Source organism: Streptomyces sp. NBC_00310 (genome assembly GCF_036208085.1).
Taxonomy (GTDB): Bacteria; Actinomycetota; Actinomycetes; order Streptomycetales; family Streptomycetaceae; genus Streptomyces.
Genome location: NZ_CP130714.1, coordinates 10182993 through 10200408, shown reverse-complemented (window position 1 = coordinate 10200408; position 17416 = coordinate 10182993). Strand labels below are relative to the sequence as shown.

The 17416-nt window shown below is 72.4% G+C and carries 16 protein-coding genes; 11 read left to right on the top strand and 5 right to left on the bottom strand.

The annotated features are described in order from the left end of the window. Positions 1 to 71 precede the first annotated feature (71 nt). Positions 72 to 692, top strand: a complete 621-nt coding sequence (locus OG202_RS44485; protein WP_033528678.1) for an L-threonylcarbamoyladenylate synthase — start codon at positions 72 to 74, stop codon at positions 690 to 692. 21 nt (positions 693 to 713) lie between these two features. Here OG202_RS44485 and OG202_RS44480 read toward each other — a convergent pair whose 3' ends face one another. Both OG202_RS44480 and OG202_RS44475 read right to left on the bottom strand, forming a co-directional pair. Beyond that, entirely contained in the window at positions 714 to 1739 is a 1026-nt protein-coding gene (locus OG202_RS44480) for a DUF6745 domain-containing protein (protein ID WP_327726406.1), read from the bottom strand. An 88-nt stretch (positions 1740 to 1827) separates the two neighbouring features. Then, positions 1828 to 2154, bottom strand: coding sequence for a hypothetical protein (locus OG202_RS44475; RefSeq protein WP_327726407.1), 327 nt, complete (start codon positions 2152 to 2154; stop codon positions 1828 to 1830). Between the two features lie 329 nt (positions 2155 to 2483). Here OG202_RS44475 and OG202_RS44470 point away from each other — a divergent pair, with 329 nt between their 5' ends. From OG202_RS44470 to OG202_RS44445, 6 genes are read left to right on the top strand one after another with little or no spacing between them, the layout of a single operon-like run. Then, on the top strand, positions 2484 to 3452 hold the full coding sequence (locus OG202_RS44470; RefSeq protein WP_326573977.1) for an STM4015 family protein: 969 nt from the start codon (positions 2484 to 2486) through the stop codon (positions 3450 to 3452). 34 nt (positions 3453 to 3486) lie between these two features. Further along, entirely contained in the window at positions 3487 to 4662 is a 1176-nt protein-coding gene (locus OG202_RS44465; RefSeq protein WP_328224569.1) for an STM4014 family protein, read from the top strand. Positions 4663 to 4690: 28 nt separating this feature from the next. After that, positions 4691 to 5497 (top strand): STM4013/SEN3800 family hydrolase, encoded by an 807-nt coding sequence (locus tag OG202_RS44460; RefSeq protein ID WP_326585491.1) that lies wholly within the window; start codon positions 4691 to 4693, stop codon positions 5495 to 5497. Beyond that, positions 5494 to 6852 carry an STM4012 family radical SAM protein gene (locus tag OG202_RS44455; RefSeq protein ID WP_327726409.1) on the top strand — a complete coding sequence of 453 codons (1359 nt, stop codon included), beginning with the start codon at positions 5494 to 5496 and terminating at the stop codon, positions 6850 to 6852. The genes OG202_RS44460 and OG202_RS44455 overlap by 4 nt, the downstream gene beginning before the upstream one ends. Before the next feature lie 8 nt (positions 6853 to 6860). Continuing rightward, positions 6861 to 7754, top strand: coding sequence for an STM4011 family radical SAM protein (locus OG202_RS44450; RefSeq protein WP_326573982.1), 894 nt, complete (start codon positions 6861 to 6863; stop codon positions 7752 to 7754). Positions 7755 to 7804: 50 nt separating this feature from the next. Then, entirely contained in the window at positions 7805 to 8554 is a 750-nt protein-coding gene (locus OG202_RS44445; protein WP_326573984.1) for a thioesterase II family protein, read from the top strand. A gap of 35 nt (positions 8555 to 8589) precedes the next feature. On the opposite strand, the gene OG202_RS44440 is transcribed toward OG202_RS44445, so the two are convergent. Next, positions 8590 to 9303, bottom strand: coding sequence for a response regulator (locus OG202_RS44440; RefSeq protein ID WP_327726410.1), 714 nt, complete (start codon positions 9301 to 9303; stop codon positions 8590 to 8592). Further along, positions 9300 to 10943 carry a sensor histidine kinase gene (locus OG202_RS44435; RefSeq protein ID WP_327732040.1) on the bottom strand — a complete coding sequence of 548 codons (1644 nt, stop codon included), beginning with the start codon at positions 10941 to 10943 and terminating at the stop codon, positions 9300 to 9302. Before OG202_RS44435 ends, OG202_RS44440 begins: the two co-directional genes overlap by 4 nt. A gap of 441 nt (positions 10944 to 11384) precedes the next feature. Here OG202_RS44435 and OG202_RS44430 point away from each other — a divergent pair, with 441 nt between their 5' ends. The 3 genes from OG202_RS44430 to OG202_RS44420 are packed head-to-tail and all read left to right on the top strand — an operon-like array spanning position 11385 to position 14414. Beyond that, entirely contained in the window at positions 11385 to 12368 is a 984-nt protein-coding gene (locus tag OG202_RS44430) for a Bug family tripartite tricarboxylate transporter substrate binding protein (protein ID WP_328224793.1), read from the top strand. Beyond that, positions 12365 to 12904 (top strand): tripartite tricarboxylate transporter TctB family protein, encoded by a 540-nt coding sequence (locus OG202_RS44425; RefSeq protein ID WP_327726411.1) that lies wholly within the window; start codon positions 12365 to 12367, stop codon positions 12902 to 12904. The genes OG202_RS44430 and OG202_RS44425 overlap by 4 nt, the downstream gene beginning before the upstream one ends. Position 12905: 1 nt before the next feature. Beyond that, positions 12906 to 14414, top strand: coding sequence for a tripartite tricarboxylate transporter permease (locus OG202_RS44420; RefSeq protein ID WP_328224568.1), 1509 nt, complete (start codon positions 12906 to 12908; stop codon positions 14412 to 14414). A gap of 103 nt (positions 14415 to 14517) precedes the next feature. On the opposite strand, the gene OG202_RS44415 is transcribed toward OG202_RS44420, so the two are convergent. Beyond that, positions 14518 to 15042 carry a hypothetical protein gene (locus OG202_RS44415; protein WP_327726413.1) on the bottom strand — a complete coding sequence of 175 codons (525 nt, stop codon included), beginning with the start codon at positions 15040 to 15042 and terminating at the stop codon, positions 14518 to 14520. A gap of 314 nt (positions 15043 to 15356) precedes the next feature. On the opposite strand from OG202_RS44415, the gene OG202_RS44410 reads away from it, so the two are divergent. Further along, on the top strand, positions 15357 to 17279 hold the full coding sequence (locus OG202_RS44410) for an AMP-dependent synthetase/ligase (RefSeq protein ID WP_326573996.1): 1923 nt from the start codon (positions 15357 to 15359) through the stop codon (positions 17277 to 17279). Positions 17280 to 17416: the final 137 nt, after the last annotated feature.

Sequence of the window (17416 nt, the reverse complement as noted above, 5' to 3'; positions counted from 1 at the left end):
CCCGCGCCCCTTCGAGGGGGCCTGCGGCCCCAAGAGCAGGCGCGCGCCCCCCGGAGGCATAAGCTCGTCCAATGGCCAAGTACTACGACGTGCACCCCGACAACCCTCAGCCGCGTGCCATCGGACAGGTGGCCGACAGCATCCGTCAGGGTGGGCTCATCGCGTATCCGACGGACTCCTGCTTCGCGCTGGGGTGCCAGCTGGGCAGTCGTGATGGCATCGAGCGGATCCGTACGATCCGGCAGCTCGACGACCGTCACCACTTCACCCTGGTGTGCGAGAACTTCGCGCAGCTGGGCCAGTTCGTGCACGTCGACAACGACGTGTTCCGTGCCGTGAAGGCGTCGACGCCCGGCAGTTACACCTTCATCCTCCCCGCGACCAGGGAGGTGCCCCGCAAGCTCCTGCACCCCAAGAAGAAGACCGTCGGGGTGCGCATCCCCGACCACCGGGTGGCCCAGGCGCTGCTCGCGGAGCTCGGCGAGCCGCTCGTCTCCAGCACCCTGCTGCTGCCCGACGAGGAGGAGCCGCTGACGCAGGGCTGGGAGATCAAGGAACGTCTCGACTACCTGGTCGACGCGGTGGTGGACTCCGGCGACTGCGGTACGGAGCCGACGACCGTCATCGACTTCTCCAGCGGCGAGGCCGAGATCATCCGCAAGGGCGCGGGCGACACCTCACGCTTCGAGTGACGGCCGGGCCCCCGGCGGCGCTCAGGTCTGCCGCAGCGGCTCGTACGCCTCGGCGCTCAGGCCGAACGTCCAGGCCACTCCCTCCCGGGCCGTGGTCGTCGTGGGCGGCACCCTCAGCCAGTAGGTGCGGCTCGTGCCGTCCGGCTCCGGCGTGGAGTTGACGACCTCGACCATCACCACGTCCTCGTCGCCGGGCAGGGCTGTCCGCCACAGCACGCCCGTCTCGTCGCGGTGCACCGGCTGCGCCCCGGACTCCTCCAGGTAGCGGTCGTAGCCGTAGAACTCCAGCATCACGCGACGCAGCTCCGCGTTCTCCTCCGCCCGGATCTCCGCCGGAGTCAACGCGTCCAGCCGGTCGAGGAACGCGCCGGGGACGGGCAGCCCTCGCCAGGCGTGCAGGGCGAAGCCGTCGGCGTAGGCGAGCGCGGGTCCGTCACCGCGGTCCAGTCGGCCCGCCTCGTCGCGGTGCAGCTCCACGGGCCGCTCGGCGACGATCGCTATGTGTTCGTAGGGCCACCACCAGCCGGCCGTGCGGGCCACCTCGGCGAGTCCGTCGAGGCCCGGGGCGGCGTCGAAGGAGGCCAGCCAGGCCGCGTCGTGCTGGCCCAGGACGGCGTCCAGGAGGAGCAGCCGGATGCCGGTCTCCTCCTCGCGGCCGGCGGGGGCCAGGGCCTCGACGACGCCGGTGCGGACGCGGTCGACGAGCGGCCGGGTCGTCTCCCAGAGGTCGGCGCCCGTCGCACGCCAGTGATCGCTCCAGCCGGCCGGGCCCAGCCGGGTGTGCAGCCGGGCGCGTTCGGCGGCGACGGGTCTGTTGCGGACCGCGTCGCGGACGCTCGCCCCGGTCGCCGGCAGGGCCTCGCCGCCCGCCGCCGGTGCTCCCGACAGCAGCCGTACCGCCTCCAGGGGCGAGCGGGCCCACACGATCCGCTCGGGCTCCCGCAGCCCCGCCCGCCGGTACGCGAGCCGTACGCCCGCCTCGGCCCGCGCCCGGTCGCCCGCCCCGGTGGCCGCCGCCACCGCCCGCCAACCCACCCGTTCCGTCACGCCGTTCCTCCTGGCTCTCGATGCCTGTCTGCGGCGGCCGTACACCACGGCCGCCGTTTCCCTCGCGGGTTCGGTCGGTTCGGCGGGTTCAGTCGGCGACGATCCGCACCGAGCCCGGTACGTACTCGCGCTGGCGTATGACGCGGTACCAGCCCTTGGGCAGGGAGATGGCCGCGTGCTCCTCGTGGACGACGCGGGCGCCCTCCGGCACGTGCAGCAGCATCGGTCCGAACGCGCCCGCCTCGCGGACGAGGCGGCCGGGGCCGACCACGGCGTGCGCGTGGCCGGTGACCTCGCCGAGGGCGAGGACGAGCCGGCCGCGCCCGTCGCGCGGTTCCGACGCGGCGTCGAGCGCGTCGCCGGGCACGGCGCTCTGCGCCAACGGCGCTATGAGGACGTCTCCTTGCCGGTACATGGGTCTCCCTCCCGTCGGGCACTCGCCGTGCCACGAGAAAAACCGTAGAGGCAGCCACTGACATTGATACTCGTAGCGGATTCCGGTGGTCGTGGCTCTGCCACTGACTGACACCCTGCTGGGTTGTCTTCAATCGGCCCGCGCACGACGGTTCGCCGGGTCGGGCACGACGGTTCGTCCACAGGACGGGGGTCCGCCGCACACGGTGTCAGTGGGGCTTGGTAGAACTCCGGTATCCGGCGGCGCTGTGCGCTCCGGGTGCGCAACGGGCGGACCGTGCACGGACTCGACTGCCGCCCATGGACATGGAACGAAGGGGCGGGGCGCACATGACCATCGGGAGCCATCTGGAGGAGTTCCACGACCTGCCGGTCCACCGCTTCCCCTCCTCGGTGAAGGGACCGGAGGGCGCCGGGCATCTGCCCGCTCCCGAGTCGGTGGCCTGGAGCATCGCCGTGGACTCGTACGACAGCGAGGAGGCGTGGGAGGAGGCGTTCGCCCGGTTCCTGGCCTCGGTCGACACCGAGAAGGTGCGGGCGCTGGTCGTGGGCGCCTGGAGCGACGCGTACGACAACGGCCCCGAGGAGATCGTCCGGGCCCTGGTCGCGGCGAAGGACCGGCTGCCCGCGCTGCGCGCGCTGTTCCTCGGTGACATCGTGATGGAGGAGTGCGAGATCTCCTGGATCCACCAGGGCGACGTGGGCCCGCTGCTGAACGCCTTCCCGGAGCTGGAGGAGTTCGGTGTGCGGGGCGGTCAGGAACTCGTCTTCCCGACGGTGCGGCACGAGCGGCTGCGGACGCTGACGGTCGAGACCGGCGGTATGCCCGTCGAGGCGGTCCGCGGGGTCGCGGGCAGCGATCTGCCGGCCCTGGTCCAACTGGACCTGTGGCTGGGGACGTCCGAGTACGGCGGCGACTGCGAGGTCGCCGACCTGGCGCCGATCCTCGCGGGCACCCGGCTGCCGGCGCTCAAGCATCTGGCGCTGCGCAACAGCGAGATGCAGGACGACATCTGCGCGGCGCTGGCCTCCGCCCCCGTGGTGGCCCGCCTCGACGTCCTCGACGTGTCGATGGGCGTCCTCACCGACGACGGCGCGACGGCGCTGCTCACGGGCCAGCCGCTCACCCATCTGACCACGCTGGACCTGCACCACAACTACCTGAGCCCGGCGATACGCGACCGCCTCCGGGACTCCCTGGAGGCCGAGGGGGTCCAGGTCGACGTCGACGCCGACGACGCCGAGTCGGACGAGGAGGAGGACGGCACGGTCTGGCGGTTCGTCGCGGTGGGTGAGTGAGCGCGTAGGCAAGCGCGGGCGGAGGGGGGTCGGTGTGGCCGGTCGGACCGGTGCGGTGGGTGCGGGGCTCGGCCCGTACAGGTGGGTGGTCGTCGGGAACGGGGAGAACCGGCGGGTCGGGCTGTTCGTCGCGGCGGCCGAGGCGGCCGGTGTCGGGACGCCGCGTGTCGTCGAGTGGCGGGACGTGCTGCGCGACGGCGGCCACCGGTTCGCCGACGACGAGGTCGTCCGGCTGGACTCGCCGGGTGAGAACGCCGAGGTGGACCGGCTGCTGCGGGGCGTCGACGATCCGACGCGGGTGGAGGGCTCGGCCACCTGGTACGCCCGCTTCCTGGCCGCCGTGGGCTCGTTGCGGGGCGGGGTGCGGCTGGACGACCCCGCGGATCTGGCGGTGCTGTTCGACAAGCGGCTGTGCCACGCCCGGCTCGACGCGGCGGGGGTTCCGGTGCCGCCGTCGCCCACCTCGGGCGACGCGTCGCCGGTGCGCGGCTGGGACGACGTACGGGAGGCGATGCGGGAGCACGGCATGGCGCGGGTCTTCGTGAAGCCGGCCCACGGCTCCTCCGCGTCCGGTGTGCTGGCCGTCGAGTCGGCGGCGAGCGGGCGGATCAGGGCCACCACCTCGGTGGAGGTGGCGGCCGACGGCCGGCCGCACGCCCCGCTCCGGCTGCACAACTCCCTGCGGGTGCGCCGCTACACGGACGAACGGCTGATCACCGGGATCGTCGACGCCCTCGCGGCCGACGGTCTGCACATCGAGCGCTGGCTCCCGAAGGCGTCCGCGCACGGCAGGTCCGCCGATCTGCGGGTCCTGGTCGTGGCGGGCCGGGCCACGCACGCGGTCGTGCGCACCAGCCGTTTCCCGATGACCAACCTCCATCTCGGCGGGGCGCGGGGCGATCTGACGTCGGTCGTGGACGCGGCGGGTGACCGCTGGAGGCAGGCGCTCGACATCTGCGAGCGGGCCGCCGCCTGCTTCCCGGACACGCTGTGCGTCGGCGTGGACCTGCTGCCGGCGATCGGCTGGCGCCGGTTCACCGTCGGCGAGGTCAACGCGTTCGGTGATCTGCTGCCCCGGCTCACCGGGCTGCCGGGCGGCCCGGCGGAGGGCCTGGACACCTATGCGGCGCAGCTCGCGGCGGTGCGCCGCGCGACGCTCCCGGCACCCTCGCACCACCCCCAGGCAAGGAAAGACCATGCACCCTTCTGAGCCGTCCGGCCCGGCCGGCGCACCCGACATGAACGAGGTGGTGGGCCGCGACGACCTGCTGCTGCTCACCCTCGACACCCTGCGGTACGACGTGGCCGTGGAGCTCGCGGCGGCGGGCCGGCTGCCGAACCTGGCCGCTCGTCTGCCCGGCGGCACCTGGGAGAAGCGGCACGCGCCCGGCAGTTTCACCTACGCCTCGCACCAGGCGATGTTCGCGGGTTTCCTGCCGACCCCGGCGGCACCCGGACCTCATCCGCGTCTCTTCGCGGGCCGGTTCGCCGGCAGTGAGACGACCGAGGGGCGCACCTTCGTCTTCGACAGCCCCGACCTGGTGTCGGCGCTCGCCGAGCACGGCTATCGCACGGTGTGCATCGGTGGTGTCGGCTTCTTCAACAAGCAGGGGGCGCTGGGCAGTGTCCTGCCGGACCTGTTCCAGGAGAGCCACTGGGAGCCGGAGTTCTCCGTTGCGTCACCGACGTCCTTCGAGTCCCAGGTGGCCCGTGCCGAGCGGGTCGTGGCCGAACTGCCCGCCGGGCGGCGGCTGTTCCTGTTCCTCAACGCCTCGGCGCTGCACCAGCCCAACTGGTTCCATCTGCCGGGCGCCACCCGCGAGGCGGGCGACAGCCTGGTCACGCACGCGGCGGCCCTCGAGTACATCGACCGGCACGTCGGGCGGCTCTTCGCCGCGATGAGCGCACGGCGCCGTTGCTTCGCCGTCGTCTGCTCCGACCACGGGACCACCTACGGCGAGGACGGTTACACCGGGCACCGTCTCGGCCACGAGGCCGTGTGGACCGTCCCCTACAGCCACTTCTTCCTGGAGCCGTCCGCATGACCGTGACCGAGACCGAGAGCCTGACCGAGACATCGGGCCGTCCCTATCAGCACTACGTGTACGCCTACCCGCACAAGACGGCGTACCGGGAGCTGCCCGGCGCCCCGCGGCTGGCGGACCTGTGGGCCGGGGAGTCCCGGCAGGCGCTGTCGCTGTACGCGCACATACCGTTCTGCGAGGTGCGCTGCGGCTTCTGCAACCTCTTCACCCGGATCGGCGCGCCGGACGGGCTGACCGGCCGTTATCTCGACGCGCTCGAACGGCAGGCGATCGCGGTGCGGGAGGCGCTCGGGGACGCGGAGCCGGTGCGGTTCGCGAACGCCGCGTTCGGCGGTGGCACCCCGACCTATCTGGAGGCCGCCGAGCTGGAGCGGTTGTGCGACATCGCCGAGCGGCACCTGGGCGCGGACCTGCGGGCGATCCCGCTGTCGGTCGAGGCCTCCCCGGCCACGGCGACGGCCGACCGGCTGGCCGTCCTGGCCGAGCGGGGCACCACACGGCTGAGCCTCGGCGTGCAGAGCTTCGTGGCCGAGGAGGCGCGCGCGGCCGTACGGCCGCAGCGGCGGACCGATGTGGAGGCGGCGCTGTCACGGATCCGCGACGCCGGTATCCCGGTCCTCAACATCGACCTGATCTACGGCATCGACGGGCAGACGGCGGCCAGTTGGCGGCTGTCCCTGGACGCGGCCCTGGCCTGGCGGCCGGAGGAGGTCTACCTCTATCCGCTGTATGTACGGCCGTTGACGGGTCTCGGCCGCGGCACGGACCCGGAGACCGCGGACCGTGACTGGGACGAGGCACGGCTGCGGCGCTACCGCGAGGGCCGCGACCATCTGCTCGCGCACGGCTACGAGCAGGTGTCCATGCGGATGTTCCGCCGCGTGGACGCGCCGCCGCAGGGCCCGGACGACTACGCCTGCCAGACCGACGGCATGATCGGCCTGGGCTGCGGGGCCCGTTCGTACACGTCGAAGCTGCACTACTCCTTCGACTACGCGGTCGGCATGAGCCAGATCCGCACGATCATCGACGACTACACGGTCACCGAGGACTTCGGCCGGGCCGTGCACGGCCGCGAGGTCGACGAGGACGAGGCGCGGCGCCGCCATCTGCTGCAGTCGCTGCTCCAGGCGCAGGGGCTGCCGGTGGCGGACTACCGGCGGCGGTTCGGCTCGGACCCGTGCGCGGACTTCGCCGTGGAGCTGGACCTGTTGGCGGCGCGCGGCTGGCTGGCGGAGGCGGGCGCCGGGCGGCTGAGGCTCTCCCCCGAGGGGCTGGCCCACTCGGACGCCATCGGTCCCGGCTTCTTCTCCCCCGCCGTAAGGGCCGCGATGGCCGGGTACGAGCCGAAGTGACGGCGCCCATGGACCTGACGATCCTCTATCGGGGCCCCCTCGCCTCCTGCGACTACGACTGCCCCTACTGCCCGTTCGCCAAGCGCCGCGACTCGACGGCCCAGCTGCGGGCCGACCGCGACTCCCTGGACCGGTTCACCACCTGGGCGCGGGAGCAGAGCGGCGACCGGCTGTCGGTGCTGTTCACGCCGTGGGGCGAGGGGCTGGTGCGCTCCTGGTACCGGAAGGCCCTGGTGGACCTCTCGCACGAACCGCACATCGACCGGGTGGCGATCCAGACGAACCTCAGCTGCCGCACGGAGTGGCTGGCGGAGGCCGACCCGGACACGGTGGCCCTGTGGTGCACGTACCACCCCGGGCAGACCCCGTACGAGCGGTTCCTCGGCAAGGCCCGTCGGCTGGCCGGGACGGGGATCCGCTTCAGCGTGGGGATCGTCGGTCTGCCCGGGCATCTGGAGCACGCCCGCCGGCTGCGCGGGGAGCTGCCGGAGCACGTGTATCTGTGGGTGAACGCCGCCGAGGGGCACACGTACACCGACGAAGAGGCGGCGCTGTGGAGCGGGTTGGACCCCCTCTTCCCCTTCAGCCGCCATCCGCACCGCTCGGCGGGAAGCGCGTGCCGTACCGGCTCGACGGTCGTGTCGGTGGACGGCGAGGGGACGGTGCGGCGCTGCCACTTCGTCAAGGCCGAGCTGGGCAACCTCTACGACGGTTCCTTCCGCGCGGCACTCGCGCCCCGTCCGTGCCCGCTGGCGGTCTGCGACTGCCACATCGGATACGTCCACCTCGAAACGCTCCCCCTCTACGACGTCTTCGCGGGCGGCGTCCTGGAACGCGTACCGACGATGGAGGCGCGACGCGGGCTTCCTCCTCAGCGGGTGGATCTCGGGCGTAGCCTGTGAGCGTCGGTGCGTGCGCGGATCTCGACCAGGAACGGGAAGTGAGTTCGTCCATGACCTCAGCGGTCAACGGCGGCGCGTGGATACGTCGTTACCGGCCCGCGCCCGAAGCGGCGGTCCGGCTGCTGTGCCTGCCGCACGCGGGCGGCTCGGCGAGCTACTACCACCCCATGGCGCAGGCCCTCGCCCCCGCGGCCGATGTGCTGGCCGCGCAGTATCCGGGACGTCAGGACCGTTACGCGGAGCCGCCGGCGGAGAGCATCCGGGAGCTGGTCGAGCGGATCGTCGAGGCCGTCGTCGGGGACGACGACCGGCCGCTCGCCCTCTTCGGGCACAGCATGGGCGCGGTCGTCGCCTACGAGACGGCCCTCACGCTGGCGGCGGGCGGGCGGGCGCCGGTCCGGCTCTTCGTCTCAGGACGGCGTGCCCCCTCCACGCACCGCGTCGGCAGGAAGCTGCACGAGTGCGGTGACGCCGAGCTCCTCCGGGCGGTGCGTCGGCTGGGCGGCACCGACGGACAGGTCTTCGAGGACGAGGAGCTCCTCCAGCTCGTGCTGCCGGCGCTGCGCGGTGACTACCGTGCCCTGGAGACGTACGAGCCGCGCCCCGGCGACCGGCTGACCTGCCCGGTCACCGTCCTCACCGGCGACGACGACCCGGTGACCACGGTGGCGGAGGCCCGTGCCTGGACGGACCACACCGACGGACCGACCGAGCTGTGCGTGTTCCCCGGCGGCCACTTCTACCTCAACGACCGGCCGCAGGAGGTCGTCGACGTCGTACGACGGCACCTGGGGCTGTAGCCGCCGGGGGACGGCGGAGGGTACCGGCCGGTGCGTCACACCCGCCAGCTGTACCGCCGCTCCGGCCGCCCGGCCACGCCGTAGCGGAGGGAGACGTCCGCGCTGCCGGTGCCGTGGAAGTACTCCAGGTAGCGGCGGGCGCTGACGCGGGAGATACCGGTGAGGGTGGCGCACTCGGTGGCGGAGAGGCTGCCGTCCGTGCCGCGCAGGGTGCCTTCGATCAGCTCGGCGGTCTCGACGCTCATGCCCTTGGGCAGGGCGCCCGCCGACGCCGCCGGCGCGGCGGCCCCGGCGAGGACGCGGTCGACGTCGGCCTGGCCGCGGACGACGGTGGTCAGCAGACGGCCGCGCTGGGCGGCGTACCGCTGGAGCCGGGAGCGCAGTTCCTCGAACTCGAAGGGTTTGAGGAGGTAGTCGACGACGCCGTGGCGGACCGCGCCGCGCACGCTGTCGGCCTCCCGGGCGGCGCTGATGACCATGACGTCGCAGTCGTGGCCCGCGGTGCGCAGCCGGGGTATGACGTCGAGGCCGAAGCCGTCGGGGAGGTAGAGGTCGAGGAGGACCAGGTCGGGGCGCAGTTCGTCGACGGCGGTGACCGCCTGTTCGCCGGTGCTGGCGACGCCGACGACGCGGAACGGCTCGACGCGTTCGACGAAGGTGCGGTGGACCCGGGCCACCATGAAGTCGTCGTCGACCACGAGCACGTCGATGGTGCCGGGCGGGCTGCTCGTACCGTTCGTGCCGCTCATGGTGTTGCTCCTTCCGCCACCGCGTCGGCGAGGTGGCTGACGGTCATGCGGGCGGTGAACATGGCACCGTCGGGGGTGTTGGTCACCGAGATCTCACCGCCGTGGCGTTCACAGACCAGCCGGGTGAGAGCCAGGCCGATGCCGCGTTCGCCTTCCCGCGCGGCCTTGGTGGTGAAACCGTGGGAGAAGACCTCGCGGGCGAGTTCGGGGGCCACGCCGGGGCCCGAGTCACGGACGACGATCTCCACGCTGGAGGCGTCCTGACGCAGTTCCACCTCGACCCAGGCCTCGCGGCCGTCGGCACCGCCCCAGGGTTCGGGGGCGTCGGGTGCGGTCGTGGTGGCGGCCGCGTCCACGGCGTTGTCGACCAGGTTGCCGACCACGGTGGCCACGTCGGCGGCGTCCTCCGGGGCGAGCCGGTCGAGTGCCGTGCTGTCCGAGATCCGCAGGGTGACCCGGCGTTCGGCGGCGAGGGACGTCTTCGCCATGAGCAGGGCGGCGACGGCCGTGTCGCGGACGCGGCGGCTGAGGGTGACGTCGAGGGAGTGGCGGCGCCGGCTCAGCGCGCGGATGTAGTGAACGACCTCGTCCTGCTCGCCGATCTGGATGAGCCCGGAGATGGTGTGCAGCTGGTTGGCGAACTCGTGGGCCTGGGCGCGCAGCAGTTCGGCGGAGCTGCGGAAGGAGCCGATCTCGCGTTCGAGGCGGGCCAGCTCGGTGCGGTCCCGCAGGGTGGTGACGGAGCCGAGGGGGCGGCCGTCCTTGGTGACGGTCATCCGGTTCATCACCAGGACCCGGCCCCGGCGTATGACGACCTCGTCGCGCTGGTGGGGCGCCTCTTCCTGCGCTCCGGCCAGGACGTCCCGCAGCCGTCCCTCGATGCCTAGGTCGGCGAGGCTCTTGCCGACGCAGTCCTCGGGCAGGTCGAGCAGGCGGCGTCCCATCTCGTTGACGAGGGTCAGCCGGTGGTGGGGGTCCAGGGCGATCACTCCTTCGGCGATGCCGTAGAGCATGGCCTCGCGGTGTTCGGCGAGGCCGGCGATCTCCTGCGGCTCCAGGCCGAGGGTCTGCCGTTTGACGCGCCGGGCGAGCAGCCAGGAGCCGACGAGGCCGAGGCCGCTGGCGATGCCGAGGTAGGCGAGGAGATAGGAGGAGGCGCCGCTGAGGCGCTGCCACACGGTCGGGGAGGCCTCGCCGATCATCACCGTGCCGAGCAGCCGCCCGAGGTTGTCGTTCGTCGTCGCGCCGAGCACGGGCACCTGGGCGACGAGTTCGCGGCTGCCGTCCAGGGCCAGCGAGCCGGACCAGCCGCGGCCTGCGACGGCGCCCTCGCCGGTGGGCATCGGGTCGCCGATCACGGTGGGGTCGGTGGAGCTGACGATCCGGCCGTCCGCGTCGGCGACGGTGACCGAGGTGACCCCCGACTGGGTCTGGGTGGAGTTCACCAGGGGCGCCAGGGCCTCGTGCGCGACGGGCTGGGCTAGCCGGTCGCGGACCAGGGGATTGGCGGCGAGCTGCTCGGCGAGCGCGGTGACGCGGCGGCCCTCCACACGGTTGAAGGTCGCCGCGGACTGGGTGAGCGAGACCGCCGCGACCGCCAGGAGCACCACCACGACGATGGCGAGCTGGAGGACCAGCATCTCGCCTGCGAGGGTATGGCGACGGAACACCACGACGGACTCTTCTCTCGTGCCGACGCCGCCCCGGGCGTCTCGCTCTTGTCTCGTGCCGACGCCGTCCCAGGCGTCCCGTTCTTCTCTCGTGCCGACGCCACGTCGGGCGTCCCGCTCTTCTCTCGTGCCGACGCCGCCCCGGGCGTCTCGCTCTTGTCTCGTGCCGACGCCACGTCGGGCGTCCCGCGGCTCGGGCGCCGCCTTGTGCGGTGGGTCGCACAATCATGGCGCCCGCGTGCGATCCGGGAAAGAGAGGTGTGGGCGACGTGCCCATAAGGTGACAGGCTTCGTGACCACAACGACCACAACCTCCGTTGCCTCCGCAAGTGCGTCGGGCCCACCCCGCGCGGGCACGATGTGGCCCAGATCACTCTTCCCCTCGACACAGACCGACAGGTGGTGGCATTCGTGCAGCTGCGCACACCCCTCGCCCTGCTCGGGGCAGCCGTACTCGTGCTCGTGGGGCCGCCGCTGCTCACGACCGGCAGCGGGGCCGAGACCGGCACACAGATACCGGGTCTGCGCTTCATGGTGCCGAACACGCCCGGCGGCGGCTACGACATCACGGCGCGGACGGCCGCGAAGAACGCCGAGGACGCCGGGCTCACCCACAACATCGAGGTGTTCAACCTGCCCGGCGCCGGCGGCACGGTCGGTCTGAGCCGGCTGGTCAGCGAGCACGGCAACGGCAAACTCGCGATGTCGATGGGGCTCGGTGTCGTGGGCGCCGTCCGCTCCAACGACGCGCCGAAGACCCTCGCCGACACCACCCCGATCGCCCGCCTCACCGAGGAGCAGGACGTCGTGGTGGTCGCCAAGGACTCGCCGTACAAGACGATCGACGACCTCGTCGGGGCCTGGAAGGACGACCCCGGCAAACTGCCGGTGGGCGGAGGGTCGGCACCGGGCGGGCCCGACCATCTGGCGCCGATGCTGATGGCGCAGGCCGCCGGGATCGCGCCGAAGGACGTCAACTACATCCCCTTCGACGGCGGCGGTGAGCTGCTCGCCTCGATCCTGGGCAACAAGGTGGCCTTCGGGGTGTCCGGGGTCGGCGAGTACCTGGACCAGATCAAGGCGGGCGAGCTGCGGCTGCTCGCGGTGACCGGCCCGGAGCGGGTGGACGGGCTGGACGCGCCGACCCTCCAGGAGGCGGGCTACGACGTGAACTTCACCAACTGGCGCGGCATCGTCGCCCCGCCCGGTCTCACCGAGGCCGAGCGGGACAAGCTCACCCGGCTGATCGAGGAACTGCACGACTCTCCCGAGTGGCGGCAGTCGCTGAAGCAGAACGGCTGGGACGACGCCTTCCTGACCGGCGACGGGTTCGGCGACTTCCTGGACGCCCAGGACAAGCGCGTGGTGTCGGTGCTGAAGGAGCTGGGACTGTGACCACGGAGACCACCGGCACTCCCCCGGCGCCCACGGCCGAACGCCGCTCCTGGCTGCGCGACCGCTCCGAGCTCGGCGTCTGCGTCCTGCTGCTGGCGCTCGGCGTCCTGGTCCTGACCGACGCGCTCACCATGGACGTCGACATCGCGCAGCGCGGTCCCGTCGGCCCGAAGACCGTGCCGATCGTGGTCGGCGCCGGGCTGCTGCTGATCGCCGCCCTGCTCGCCGTGGACGTGCTGCGCGGCGGCCGGGGAGAGGCCGAGGCCGGTGAGGACATCGACCTGTCCGAGCCCGCCGACTGGCGGACGGTGCTGCTGCTCGCCGGGGTGTTCCTCGGCGCGGCCGTCCTGATCGAACCGCTCGGCTTCCCCATAGCCGGCGCCCTGCTGTTCTGGGGCGCGGCCTACGCCCTGGGCAGCCGGCGCCTCGACCGCGATCCGCTCATCGCGGCCGTCATCTCCCTGGTCACGTACGCGGTGTTCAACAACCTGCTCGGGGTGCCGCTGCCCGGCGGCCCGCTGATGGGAGTGCTCTGACATGGACGCCCTCAACTCCCTCCTCGACGGTTTCGGTACGGCCCTGACCCCGATCAACATCCTGTGGGCCGCGATCGGCGTCCTGCTCGGCACGGCGATCGGCGTCCTGCCCGGCATCGGACCGGCCATGGCGGTCGCACTGCTGCTGCCCGTGACGTACGGACTGAACCCGGTCGGCGCGTTCATCATGTTCGCGGGCATCTACTACGGCGCGATGTTCGGCGGTTCCACCACCTCGATCCTCCTCAACACCCCCGGGGAGAGCGCGGCCGTGGTCGCGGCCATGGAGGGCAACCCGATGGCCAAGGCCGGGCGCGGCGCGCAGGCACTGGCGGCCGCCGCCATCGGGCACTTCGCGGGCGGCATGGTCGGCACGATCCTGCTGGTGGCGCTGGCGCCGGCGGTCGCCGAACTGGCCGTGGACATCGGCGCCCCGGACTACTTCGCGATCATGGTGCTGGCGTTCATCGCCGTGACGTCCGTGCTGGGCTCGTCCCGCATCCGGGGCCTCGCCTCCCTGCTGATCGGCCTGACGATCGGCCTGGTGGGCCTGGACCAGATGACCGGACAGCAGCGTCTGACCTTCGGTTCCCTGCAACTGGCCGACGGCATCGACGTGGTGATCGTCGCGGTCGGTCTCTTCGCCATCGGCGAGGCCCTGTGGGTCGCCGCCCATCTGCGCCGCAGTCCGCCCGAGCCGATCCCGGTGGGCCGGCCCTGGCTCGGCCGCTCGGATGTGCGGCGGACCTGGAAGTCATGGCTGCGGGGCCCGTTCATCGGCTTCCCGTTCGGCGCGATCCCGGCGGGCGGCGCCGAGATCCCCACCTTCCTGTCGTACGTCACCGAGAAGCGGCTGTCGAAGCACCAGGACGAGTGGGGCAAGGGCGCCATCGAGGGGGTGGCGGGCCCGGAGTCGGCGGCGTCGGCCTCGGCGGCGGGCACCCTGGTCGCCATGCTGACCCTCGGCCTGCCCACCACGGCGGTCGCGGCGGTCATGCTGGCCGCCTTCCAGCAGTACGGCATCCAGCCCGGCCCCCTGCTCTTCGAACGCGAGCCCGACCTGGTGTGGGGCCTGATCGCCTCGCTCTTCGTCGGCATGGTCCTGCTGCTCGCGCTCAACCTGCCGCTGGCCCCGCTCTGGGCGAAGCTCCTGCGCGTTCCGCGGCCGTATCTCTACGCCGGCATCCTCTTCTTCGCCGCGGTCGGCGCGTACGCGGTCGGCGGTGAGGTGATCGACCTGGTGATCTTGCTGATCATCGGCCTGATCGGGTTCGGAATGCGCCGCTACGGTCTGCCGGTGCTGCCCGCCGTCATCGGCGTCATCCTCGGCCCGGGCGCCGAGCAGCAGCTGCGGCGCGCCCTGCAGATCAGCGACGGCAGTGTCTCCGGCCTGGTGAACACACCGTTCTCGGTGACGGTGTACGCGATCATCGCCGTGCTGCTGGCCTGGCCGCTGCTGAAGCGGCTGGTGACCCGGGACCGCGACCGCACGCCCGCCGGAACGCGGTGAGCCGGGCGCCGTCGGCGCGCGGGGGGCCGGGCATCGACGGCGCGCGGGGAGCCGGGCATCGACGGGGTCGGACACGCCGGTGGGGTGAGCCACCGCCGACCGATCAGCTCGCGCCGCGCTCCGCCTCCTCGTGGAGGAACGCGCTGATCTGTCCGGCGAGGCCCTCCCGGCCCGTGCCGGCCGCCTGGTCGAGCAGGTCCTCGTCGACGCCGATACCGCCGGTCCACAGATACCGCTCGGTCCACTCCTCGTCGGCGCGCAGCTGGACCTGGATGTCGAACTGCGTGAGGTGTGCCTCGGGGGCGGCCGCGTACAGGACGGAGGTGGCGCGGCGCAGGGGGTAGAGGTCGAAGCCCTCGATGAACCGGGAGTTGCGCCAGTCGAGGAAGGCGCTCTCGCCGTCGGGGCCGGTTCGGATGTCGAGCTGGCCGTCCTCCAGGTGGAGCCCGACATGGTCGGTGCCCCGGTTCTCCACGGTCACCCGGAACCGGAAGTACGTCAGGCCCTCGGCGGCGTCGTCGCGTCCCCGTGGAGGTTCCGCGCACTCGACGCCATGGACGCGCACGCGCAGGCCGGCCAGATCGCCGTCGTACTCCTGCCAGTCCCCGATCACGTTGGGCTCGCGCACCGTCCACCTCTCCACATCGGCGGGACATCTCCCGCGTTCGCGCGCACCACAGTGCCACACCCGTCAGACGTCCGGGTCTGGGGCGTTACCGCCGGTCAGAGGTGATCAAGCCGTGTTCAGCGACGATTCCCGGGCGGGCCCGCCGAAGGGGGTCCCTCACGTGCCGCACATCACGTTCACGGCCCACAGTGCGGATATGCGGTGGCCGACTTGCCGATTCCCCGCGCGGGCGTCGGCGCCGTACGCTACGTTCGATCACCGCCGGTTACCGCACCATCGGCGAGGTCGCGTGCAGGGAAGGTTCTGAGCGTCGCATGGGCAACTTCGGTATTGCTCCACCGACGGGCCCGGTCATGACCGGAGGGCTGGCCGATCCGCTGTTCGAGACGGCGGACCGTGATCCCGCTCTGCCGCAGATCGCGCGCCGCGACACCACCTCCCCCGGCACCTGGACACGGGTGAGCGCGGCCGAGGCGCGGGACGAAGTGGCCGCTCTGGCCAAGGGGTTGATCGCGTCCGGGATCCGGCCGGGCAACCGGGTGGCCGTGATGGCGCGGACCCGGTACGAGTGGACGGTGCTCGCCGTCGCGCTGTGGTCCGTGGGCGCCGAGATCGTGCCGATCTATCCGACGTCGTCGCGCGACCAGATCGAGTGGATCCTGCGGGACGCGGCCTGTGTGGGCGTGGTGGTCGAGGACGAGCCGGGCGTGATGACGGTCGGCTCGGTGTGCGCCAAGCTCCCGCTGCTGCGGCACGTCTGGCAGTTGGACACCGAGTCCCTGCCCCACCTCGTCGAGGCGGGCCGGGACGTGCCGGACGCGACGGTGGACTCGCTGCGCCGCATCGTCATGCCGGACTCCACCGCCGTGATCGCGTACACGTCCGGCACGACCGGCCGGGCCCGGGGCTGCGCGCTCTCCCACCGCAGCCTGGCCAGCCCCTGCGACGTCCTGCTCACCGGGTGGCGGCAGACCGCCGCGGCGCCCGGCGAACAGCCGGCGATCCTCGCCTTCCTGCCGTTCTCGCACGTCTACGGCCTGATGATCCAGGGAATGTGTCTGCGCGGCGGGCTGCTCCTCGCGCACGAGCCGGAGTTGACCGAGGAGGCGCTGTCCGCCGCGCTGCGGTCGTTCCGGCCGACGTTCCTCTTCGGTGTCCCCTATGTCTTCGAGAAGATCTACAAGAACTTCCTGCGCAAGGCCCAACAGGCGGGCCGGGGACCGCTGTTCGAGCGTGCGGTGCGCATCGCCCAGGACTACGCCCTCGCCGTCGAGCGGCAGCGGCTGGACACGGGCGCCGGTCCCGCCATGGATCTGAGGCTCCAGCACGCCTTCTACGAGAAGACGGTGTACCGCAAGCTGCGCGCGGCGCTCGGCGGCCGGGTGCGCGGCGGCTGTTCCGGCGGCTCTCCCCTCAACCGCGATCTCGCGCTCTTCTACGCCGGCATCGGCATTCTCGTCCACGACGGGTACGGCCTCACCGAGACCGCCGGGGGGATCACCGCCCAGCCGGTGGGCCGGGAGAAGTTCGGCACCGTGGGCCGTCCGCTGCCGGGTACGGAGATCCGGGTGGCGCGCGACGGGGAGATCCTGGTCAACGGGCCTTCGGTGTTCCAGGGGTACGTCAACGACGAGGCGGGCACCCGGGCCGCGCTCCAGGACGGCTGGCTGGCCACGGGGGACATCGGGCGGCTGGACTCCGAGGGCTATCTGTCGATCACCGGCCGCAAGAAGGAGATCATCATCACCAGCGGGGGCAAGGGCGTGGCCCCGGCGCCGCTGGAGGAGCAGCTGCGGACGCATCCGCTGATCCATCAGGCGGTGGTCGTGGGCGACAACCGGCCCTGCGTGGGTGCCCTGATCACGCTGGACCCGGAGTTCCTCGCGCACTGGCGGGGGTCGCTGTCCGCGCCGGGGGAGCTGCTGGGCCGGGAGGCGCGGGAGGAGAACGCGCTGCGGCAGGAGGTGCTGCGGGCGATCGCCGCGGCCAACAGCACGGTGTCGCGCTCGGAGTCGATCCGTGTCTACCGCATCCTGCCCGAGCCCTTCGACCTCGCCAACGGCATGCTCACCCCGTCGATGAAGCTGCGCCGGGACACCATCGTGCAGCGGTACGAGGCCGAGATCGAGGCGATGTACGCGACCTCGGCGCGGGCCGCCCGTCGCACCGCGTCGGAGGAGATGGCGGGCTGGGACGACTCGGACTCCGACGACGTGTTCCGCCGCGTCCGGCACTGACGACTGGGGTCGTGTTCACCACGGTGGCGGCACGGTATGCGGCGGGCCGCTGTTGACGAAACGGTCCTCCGGATGCGGAGATGCTCCAGGCGAAGCGGGAAACCGCTTGTCCGCGAGCGCTCCGCACCACCGTGAGA